This window comes from Anaerotruncus massiliensis (ex Togo et al. 2026) (assembly GCF_030825285.1).
Classification (GTDB): Bacteria; Bacillota; Clostridia; order Oscillospirales; family Ruminococcaceae; genus Anaerotruncus; species Anaerotruncus massiliensis.
In genome coordinates, this window is the sequence record NZ_JAPJQF010000043.1 from 5,389 (window position 1) to 13,007 (window position 7,619).

At 61.0% G+C, this 7,619-nt stretch carries 8 protein-coding genes; 4 read left to right on the forward strand and 4 right to left on the reverse strand.

Going from position 1 to position 7,619, the window contains the following annotated elements; all coding sequences use genetic code 11:
- Positions 1–353: 353 nt before the first annotated feature.
- The 4 genes from RCI06_RS11210 (at position 354) to RCI06_RS11225 (ending at position 4,694) form a co-directional block, all read left to right on the forward strand.
- The gene (locus tag RCI06_RS11210) at positions 354–1,037 is read left to right on the forward strand and encodes a response regulator transcription factor (RefSeq protein WP_101548152.1); all 684 of its coding nucleotides are present in this window, start codon (positions 354–356) and stop codon (positions 1,035–1,037) included.
- Positions 1,034–2,017 carry a HAMP domain-containing sensor histidine kinase gene (locus RCI06_RS11215; RefSeq protein ID WP_276872383.1) on the forward strand — a complete coding sequence of 328 codons (984 nt, stop codon included), beginning with the start codon at positions 1,034–1,036 and terminating at the stop codon, positions 2,015–2,017. The genes RCI06_RS11210 and RCI06_RS11215 overlap by 4 nt, the downstream gene beginning before the upstream one ends.
- 268 nt (positions 2,018–2,285) lie before the next feature.
- Positions 2,286–3,359 carry an acid shock protein gene (locus RCI06_RS11220; RefSeq protein WP_276872385.1) on the forward strand — a complete coding sequence of 358 codons (1,074 nt, stop codon included), beginning with the start codon at positions 2,286–2,288 and terminating at the stop codon, positions 3,357–3,359.
- A 144-nt stretch (positions 3,360–3,503) separates the two neighbouring features.
- Positions 3,504–4,694 carry an LPXTG cell wall anchor domain-containing protein gene (locus tag RCI06_RS11225; protein WP_288284006.1) on the forward strand — a complete coding sequence of 397 codons (1,191 nt, stop codon included), beginning with the start codon at positions 3,504–3,506 and terminating at the stop codon, positions 4,692–4,694.
- A gap of 92 nt (positions 4,695–4,786) precedes the next feature.
- Here RCI06_RS11225 and RCI06_RS11230 read toward each other — a convergent pair whose 3' ends face one another.
- From RCI06_RS11230 to RCI06_RS11245, 4 genes are all read right to left on the reverse strand, one after another.
- On the reverse strand, positions 4,787–5,503 hold the full coding sequence (locus tag RCI06_RS11230) for a response regulator transcription factor (protein ID WP_101548144.1): 717 nt from the start codon (positions 5,501–5,503) through the stop codon (positions 4,787–4,789).
- A gap of 384 nt (positions 5,504–5,887) precedes the next feature.
- Complete coding sequence (locus RCI06_RS11235; protein ID WP_288234868.1) at positions 5,888–6,409, reverse strand: nitroreductase family protein; 522 nt, start codon at positions 6,407–6,409, stop codon at positions 5,888–5,890.
- A gap of 59 nt (positions 6,410–6,468) precedes the next feature.
- A complete protein-coding gene (locus tag RCI06_RS11240; protein WP_306576143.1) occupies positions 6,469–7,002 on the reverse strand; it encodes a DUF5662 family protein in 534 nt (177 codons plus the stop codon).
- A complete protein-coding gene (locus RCI06_RS11245; protein WP_276872390.1) occupies positions 6,999–7,523 on the reverse strand; it encodes a GNAT family N-acetyltransferase in 525 nt (174 codons plus the stop codon). Before RCI06_RS11245 ends, RCI06_RS11240 begins: the two co-directional genes overlap by 4 nt.
- Positions 7,524–7,619: the final 96 nt, after the last annotated feature.

The following is a 7,619-nucleotide window of genomic DNA, read 5'->3' on the forward strand; positions in this document are numbered from 1 at the left end:
AAATCTCCTGCACCTGGGCGCGGGGCCCGGGGGGGGCCCCCCGCCCCCGGGGGCCCCCGGCCCTCGGCGTATCCGGAAGCCCGCCGGCCAGTGGGAAACGTCCCGCCGGCGGCGGCTTCCTTGTTTTTTTCGGCCGTCGGGCGCTCTGTCCGGCGGCCGGTTTTTGTTGACTAAAATCCTGCATATTGTAAACGGAAACCCGCTTATTCGCATCAAATGTCAACTCAATGTAAACGCACGAAAGGAATAATTTAACATAAGAAGAACGTTCTGTAATATTTCTTTCCAATCCCTTCCATGTCCTTTACAATCGCACTTTTTCTGCTATATTGGATTTCTGGGAGGGTGCGCGGATGGCAACAATTTTGATAGTTGACGACGACCGGAAAATATGCAGGCTCGAAGACATCTACCTGCGCAGCGAGGGGTTCGACACCCTCGTCGCGCGGGACGGGTTCGAGGCGCTTTCGATCATCGGCCAGAAGCGGGTCGACCTCATCGTGGCCGACATCCTCATGCCCAATCTCGACGGGCAGGGCCTCCTGCGCGCCCTGCGCGAGCACTACATCGCCACGCCGGTGCTCATGATGACCTCCAAGTCCGCCTTCGAGGACAAAAAGCGCCTCTTTGAGTGCGGGGCGGACGACTATATGGTCAAGCCGGTCGACCTCGAGGAGCTTGTCCTGCGCATCCGCGCGATCCTGCGGCGCTACAACATCAGCAACGCGCGCCAGCTGCGCATCGGGGACACCATCCTCGACTATTCCAGCCTCGAGGTGCGCGCCCCCGGCGGGACCCTCACCCTGCCGCAGAAGGAATTTTACCTGCTCTTCCTGCTGCTCTCCTACCCCGGCCGCATCTTCACGCGGCAGGAGCTGATGGACGAGCTGTGGGGAACGGATACCAACACCAGCCCCCGCACGGTGGACGTCCACATCAACCGGCTGCGCAGCCGGTTCGCCGGACGGGAGGATTTTGAAATCTCCACCATCCGGGGGCTGGGATACAAAGGCGTCATAAAGGCGGCGGTGAGATGAAGCGCGTCGGTTGGAAGACCCTGCTGCTCCCCGGGGCGCTGATGGCCTTCTTTGGTGCGATCGCCGGCCTTCTGGCCGGGCACGGGGAGGACTGCCACCCGGCCTGGACCTTCCTGGCGGGCGCCCTGCTCTCCGGATGCGTCCTGCTGGCGGTTTTTTTGGCGGGCGTCTGCCGCCCGCTCGTCCGCCTGGGCGAGGCGGTCCGCCGCGTCCTGGAGGGCGACCTGTCCGCGCGGGCGCGGGTCCCCGGCTTCCCCGCGGGCGCGCAGCTCCGCGAGCTGACCCGCGATTTCAACGAGGTCGCCCGCAGGCTGGAGGAGGACGCCTCCCGCGAATGGGACGTGCTGCCGGTGTTCTTCCACGAGCTCAAGGCGCCGCTGGCGACGATCGGCGGCTACGCCCAGCTGCTCGAAAAAAACCTCCACCCCGAGCAGAACCGGGAGTTCGCCCAGATTATCCGCAGCGAGGTCGAGGAGATGGCAGGGCTGGCCGACAGTCTGCTGCTGCTCTCCCGCCTGGACGCCGGGCGCCCGGAGCAGCCCCCGGAGACGGTCGACATCGCCGAGCAGGTGCGCCGTGCGTTCACCGCGCGCGAGCCCCTCTGGCGGGAAAAGGAGCTTACGCTCGCCCTTTCGCTCGGAGACGCGAAGGCGCGGGGCTACGGTCCGCTGCTCGCGCACGTGTGGGGCAACCTCGTGGACAACGCGGTCAAGTATTCCCCCGCAGGCGGGACGATCGAAGCGTCGCTGTGCGAGCGGGAGGGCCGCGTCCGGTTCGTCATCCGGAACGGGGGCGCGCCCATTCTGCCCGCCGACCTGCCCCGCGTTTTCGAGCCCTTTTACCGCGCGGGCAACGGCGGCGGGGAGTCCGGACACGGGGTCGGGCTGGCGCTGGCACGCCGCATCGTGGCGCTGCACGGGGGCGAGATCACCGTGGAAAGCGGCGAAACGGAGGGCACCGCCTTCACCGTGACGCTGTGAGGAATTTTCTCCACAAAGTTGATACAAATTTATCACACAATCTCCATAATTCCATCACCGTTTGTGCATATTTATTGTTATTTTCTGTACCAAACGCCAAAATTTTAGGCCCGTTTGGTGCAATTTACAAAAATAGTTACAAAACGGTTACAAAGCCAATTGATTCCTTCTCACGGCACAGGCTATAATTTGACTGTCAGGTAAGGCTGGAGAGGCGACCCTGAAAAAACAAAATCAAAAGATCACGAATTTAGGAGGAGATTTACCGATGAAAAAGTTACTGGCGGTCGTTCTGGCTGCTGCGATCGTGCTTTCCCTCGGTGTGGTTTCTTTCGCTGCTTCCAATGATGCGAAGCCGAAGGCGACCGTTACCACTTATATCAAGGCGACTGATACCGAGACCACTACGACCGTTCCGATTGTCGCTGACTACGATACCGCGAACGAGGTTACCGATCTCGTAAAGCCCGGCTCGACCGTCTATGTCAAGGTCAGCAATGGCCTCGAGGACAAGGACAACTTCAAAGTGAAGTTTGACAAGGGCGACGACAATCCGAAGATGATCAAGAAGATCTCCATTGCTGAGAAGTCCATTCTTGGTGATCCGCGTAACACCGTCATCAAAGTCGAACTGAACGACAACACGACTGATTCCGAGTACAAGGTTTCTCCGTCCGTCACCTTCACCGCGAAGGATAAAGACGTTCCTTCCGGCGCTGATAAGTTCCAGGCCGGCGACAAGATCACTGTCGAGCTCAAGTTCTGGATCGGCAACGTTGGAGAAGGCGCGGATCAGGATTACATGGCCGGCGATGACGGCGTGGTCCTGAAGCCCACCAAGAACGAAGACAACGAGATCAACTGGGAAGATGAGAACAACACCATCGCGACCCTGAAATTTGTTGGCGACGACGACGGCAAGTACTTCTATCCGAAGCTCTCCACCAAGTGGGAAGATGCGGACTATGCGGAGTATTTCGCTGACCAGGACGCGTTCATCTTCAACTTCACCGGCGCTAACGGCGGCAACACCAAAATTGCTTCCACCAGCCGTGCGACCCTCGAGCTCTACAACCCGTACTATGATTCCGACGAGGACGATCTGAGGGTTGAGCCGGAGAACGTCGTGATCTACATGGTCGGTGATGACGGTTCCATCAACGATGTTACCGCTTCCTTCAAGGCTATTGAGACTGACGATGGCGACTATGTCTTCCAGACCAAGACCCGTGAGCTTGGCGTCTACATCATCGCTGAGAAAGCCTACGCCACCGACGCCGGTGATGTCGAGGCTCCTGCCGAGGACGGCAAAGCGATTCCGGACACCGGCATCTGGGCCTAATTTTTAGAACCTAGCCAATTGAACGAACGGGTGACTCTCCACACCCGTTCGTTCCTCCATTTGAAGGCTTTAAGAGCGTTGGAGGACGCCCTTTGGCGATAGAGAGAAAACTGATCAAAACTATTCTAAGGAGGAAATTTACCAATGAAAAAGATTCTTGCATTGGTGCTGGCGCTTGCGACCGTGTTGAGCCTTTCGGCGGTTGCATTCGCTGATAGCAAAGTTTATCCGACGACTGCGCTTAACGATGACGGTGAAAAGTATGACAATGTTGTCACCATCGGTGGTGGTAAGATCGTCAGTGATGCGATTGCCCCTGATACGACTTTTTATGTCCCGGTCGGCGGCAATGAAGAGGACACCATCACGCTTGATGATGGCAAACAGGTCCAAATCAAGTACTTGGTTGACAAAGACTTCTTTAAGTTCTCCCCTGACAAGGATACCAACGGGAAGCTTGTTAAGAGCATCACCTTGGTGACCGATAAGGGCTTCGATGGATTTTATCGCAACGCTTACATCAAATTTGTGCTGGCGGACATCACCGATACCGATGAGCACAAGACCGATGGCACCATCGAGTTCAAAGCGAAAAAGACTGCTGCTGATGACAAAGATGTCAAAGACAAAACTAAGAACACCTATGAAAAGGATAGCAAGCTGGTTTGGGACTACAAACTGTGGGTCACCAATGAGGCTGTTGGCAACGACGATAACCCGGACGTTGGCGACCGCGTCTACATGGATCCCGATAAGAACGAAACCAACACCCTGGTCTGGGGCGACGACCGCGCGGCCCTCAAGTTCGATTCCGACGACGACGCGCGCAAGTTCTATGCGCGTCTGTCCACCTCGAACATGAGCGACATCTATGCCGAGTACGGCGATCCCGCCGACGCCGACCTGTGGTTCTATGACTTTGTTGGCCATCCGACCGTTCCCGCGACCTCCAAGGCGACCCTGACCCTCGGCATTCCGTGGGATGATGACGACGACTACACCCCCGATCCGGAAAACTGCTTCATCTATGAAGTGGATGCCGACGGCTATCTGGTCGACGTCACCTCCAAGTTCTCCTACTCCGAGGACGACGAGGAGATTCCGGGCTGGTCCATCCGCACCCGTCAGCTGGGCACCTACATCGTCTCCGACACCGAGCTCGATGTGGCCGTTGACGAGCCGGAGACCTCCGAGCCCGCCGATGTTGAGACCCCGACCAACAATGGCAAGGACATCCCGAACACCGGTTCCAGCGACATGGTCAACGTGGCTCTCGTAGCCGCCGTTGTTTCCCTGGCTGCTGCTGGCGCTGTTGCGTTCCGCAAAGTGAAATAATCTGATCTCTCAGGTTCTTCACGCCAAAGCAAACTGAAAACCCCGCGGCTGCCTCCACAGCCGCGGGGTTTTTGTTTTGCCGTGCCGAATCTTTACGCGGGGCGCTCCTGCGCGGCGCTCCAGAGGAACTTGTAGCCCACGCCGCGCACCGTGATGATATGCTTGCCGAACCATCCGAGCTTGGCGCGCAGCGATTTGATGTGGCTGTCCACCGTGCGCTCGTCCCCCGCGTAGCCGGAATCCCAAGCGCGGTTTAATATCTGCATGCGGGAGAGCGCCAGGTTGGGGTTGCGCGCCAGATAGTAGAGCAGGTCGAATTCCCGCGGCGAAAGGGCCACCGTCTTTCCGTCGAGCTCGACGACGTGTTCCGCGAGGCTCAGGCGCAGTCCGTCGAAGCGCAGCTCCTTGGGCGGAAGCGCGTGCACCCGCTTGAGCAGCGCCTTGACGTGCGCGATGATGAGCGGATCGCTCGCGGGGCGGTGCAGGCAGTCGTCCGCGCCGTTCTCGAGCATTTCCAGCTCGGCGTGCTCGTCGCCCCCCTCGACCACCACGAGCACGGGCAGGTCGGTGGACGCCCGCAGCAGCTTGAGCTGCGCGACCCGGTCCCCCCGGTAGCCGGTGGTGTCGAAGACCAGCAGGCTGATCTTCTGGGCCTCCAGCTGGGCCAGCGCCTGCGCCACGCCGACGGCCGTCGCCACCTGCCAGCCCTCGTCGAAGATGCGCTGGGTCAGGCGGACCCGGTACTGCCGGAGGGTCTCGGTATAGCGCGGGTTCCCCTCGTCCATGACCAGTAATATCGTCGGTATCATATGGGCCTCCCTCCACGAAAAAAACAAAAATTCCCGGTCGAATCTCCATCAATCCATTACATAAGCTGCACAGAGCGCCTGTATAATAAAAGCAACCTGTAATGGGACGGAGTGCCAGCCTGTCCTTTATGGGTCTCCTCCCGAGCGCCCCGTACCTTGGGGTTCTCGGAAAATCAGTTTTAACAGCAAAGACTCTCCAACAAAAACGCCGCCTGTAAGGGCGGCGTTTTTGTCTCCGCCGCGGAAATATTTTCCTTGGCGTTATTTTATCATTTGGAGTTCAACCCTCTGTTTGCTGGTGGGCCGGAAATATGAATTTTTCGTGAACGAAAGCGGGTTCCGTGCGGCGCTGCCGCACGGAACCCGATCTTTTGGAAGCTCCGCCTATTTCCCGTAGCCGTTGAACCACGCGCGCTCCCCAAAGGGCTGCTTTTTCGCGGCGGGGGTCTCCCCGGCGGGAATCCCGACCGGCAGGTAGACCGCGACGGTCATGTCGTCCGGCACGCCGAGCAGGCGGCCCATCTCGCGGTCGGGGCCGCCGCGGATTTGCCCCTCGATCCACACCGAGGCGTAGCCCTTCGCGGCGATCGCCAGCAGGATGTTTTCCGCCGCCGCCGAATAGTCGTGCACGTGGTAGGACACCCCGCTCGGCGAGGGGGTCTCCCTGGTGACGAGCAGGATCGCGGCGGGCGCGGTCAGCGCCCAGCTTTTCCCGTAGATCTCCGCGAGCTTTTTCACCAGCGCGGGGTCGTCGACGCCGATCAGGCGCGTCGTCTGCAGGTTGCATCCCGACGGGGCGAGCACCCCCGCCTCCAGCAGCTCCCGCAGATCCTCCCGCGGGATGGGCGTGGGCGCGAATGGCCCCCGGTAACTCCTGCGGGCCCGGATCGCTTCCATCAGTTCCATAGCCTTGCCTCCTTCTCTTCCATGGGGCGGTCTGCCCCTTCCAATCGTGTGCGCGCCCGCTACCGGCGCCCCAGGACCTCCCGGCGGATGTAGGCGAAGGTGCGGTCCTCCCCCTCCTCCGCGAGCATCCCGAGCAGGCGTTCGAGCAGCGCGCGGGTGTTGGGGTGGATCAGGTAGTGGTCCCGGCTGGCCAGGTAGTAGTCCAGCGGGTCGCTGTCCCGGTACGCCTTGCCCCGGTAGGTCTTGCTGGCCGCGACCCGGTCGCAGAACATCTCCGCCACATAGTTGACCGGCATCTCCATGCCCGTCATCCGGTGGCCCGGGCCGGGATCGTAATCGATCCAGTATTCGAGGTGGTGCTTGTTGCGGCCCTTGTGGTGCAGCCATGCCGCGCTGTAGCCGCGCTCCTTCCGCTCGATCTCGTTGGGGCTGCGGTCCCCCTGGTAGTATTTTGCCCCGGCGGAAAACTCCACCGGCGAATATTTGGAGAGGTCGTGCAGCAGCCCCTGCCGGTAGAGCCCCACCCGGAAGCAGTGCTTCATCACCAGGAGCTTGTGGTGGTTGATTGTGCGCAGGTGGGAAAGCCATTTCATCCGCGCGCACCCCCGCCGCCGGGAAGCTCCCACCAGACGGAGCCGGGCAGCTCCCGGAAGCGGGAAAACCCGCACCGTCCAAGCACCCGCTGGGAGGCGGCGTTGTCCGGCTCCGTCTCGGCGGTCACCCGGTTTACCCCCGGCCGGGAGAGCGCCCAGCCGCAGAGCGCCTCCGCCGCCTCGGTCATATAACCGCGGCCCCGGTGGGCCTCCCCCAGCCCGTAGCCGAGTTCGACCGTGCCGGTCCCGTCGGGCGGCGCCTTGAAGTCCGCCGAGCCGACCACCACCCGATCTTCCCGGCGCACCACCAGCCAGAAGGTGTGCCACAGCCAGTTGCACCCGTCCCGCCGGACGGCCTCCAGCTGCCCGCGCACGATCCCCCGGAGGGGCTCCTCCGTCATCGGCTCCCCCTCGTAGACGCACCCGAGCGCCCGTTCAAGGGCGGGCACGTCCTCCGTCCACTGCTCCAGCTGCTCCGCGCGCAGCGGCAGCAGCAAAAGCCGCCCGGTCTCCAGTTGCAAAGCGCACCGCTTCCTTTCCTGTGGGTTCCCCTAGAGTATAGCACAAACCGGGGCGGCGGGCCCAGCCCCCCGCCCCCGTTTTCCCGTCGTGGATCC

Bases quoted from the DNA above. Each gene is read 5' to 3' on its own strand.
- RCI06_RS11210 (WP_101548152.1), top strand. From the start codon at position 354: ATGGCAACAATTTTGATAGTTGACGACGACCGGAAAATATGCAGGCTC.
- RCI06_RS11215 (WP_276872383.1), top strand. From the start codon at position 1,034: ATGAAGCGCGTCGGTTGGAAGACCCTGCTGCTCCCCGGGGCGCTGATG.
- RCI06_RS11220 (WP_276872385.1), top strand. From the start codon at position 2,286: ATGAAAAAGTTACTGGCGGTCGTTCTGGCTGCTGCGATCGTGCTTTCC.
- RCI06_RS11225 (WP_288284006.1), top strand. From the start codon at position 3,504: ATGAAAAAGATTCTTGCATTGGTGCTGGCGCTTGCGACCGTGTTGAGC.
- RCI06_RS11230 (WP_101548144.1), bottom strand. From the start codon at position 5,503: ATGATACCGACGATATTACTGGTCATGGACGAGGGGAACCCGCGCTAT.
- RCI06_RS11235 (WP_288234868.1), bottom strand. From the start codon at position 6,409: ATGGAACTGATGGAAGCGATCCGGGCCCGCAGGAGTTACCGGGGGCCA.
- RCI06_RS11240 (WP_306576143.1), bottom strand. From the start codon at position 7,002: ATGAAATGGCTTTCCCACCTGCGCACAATCAACCACCACAAGCTCCTG.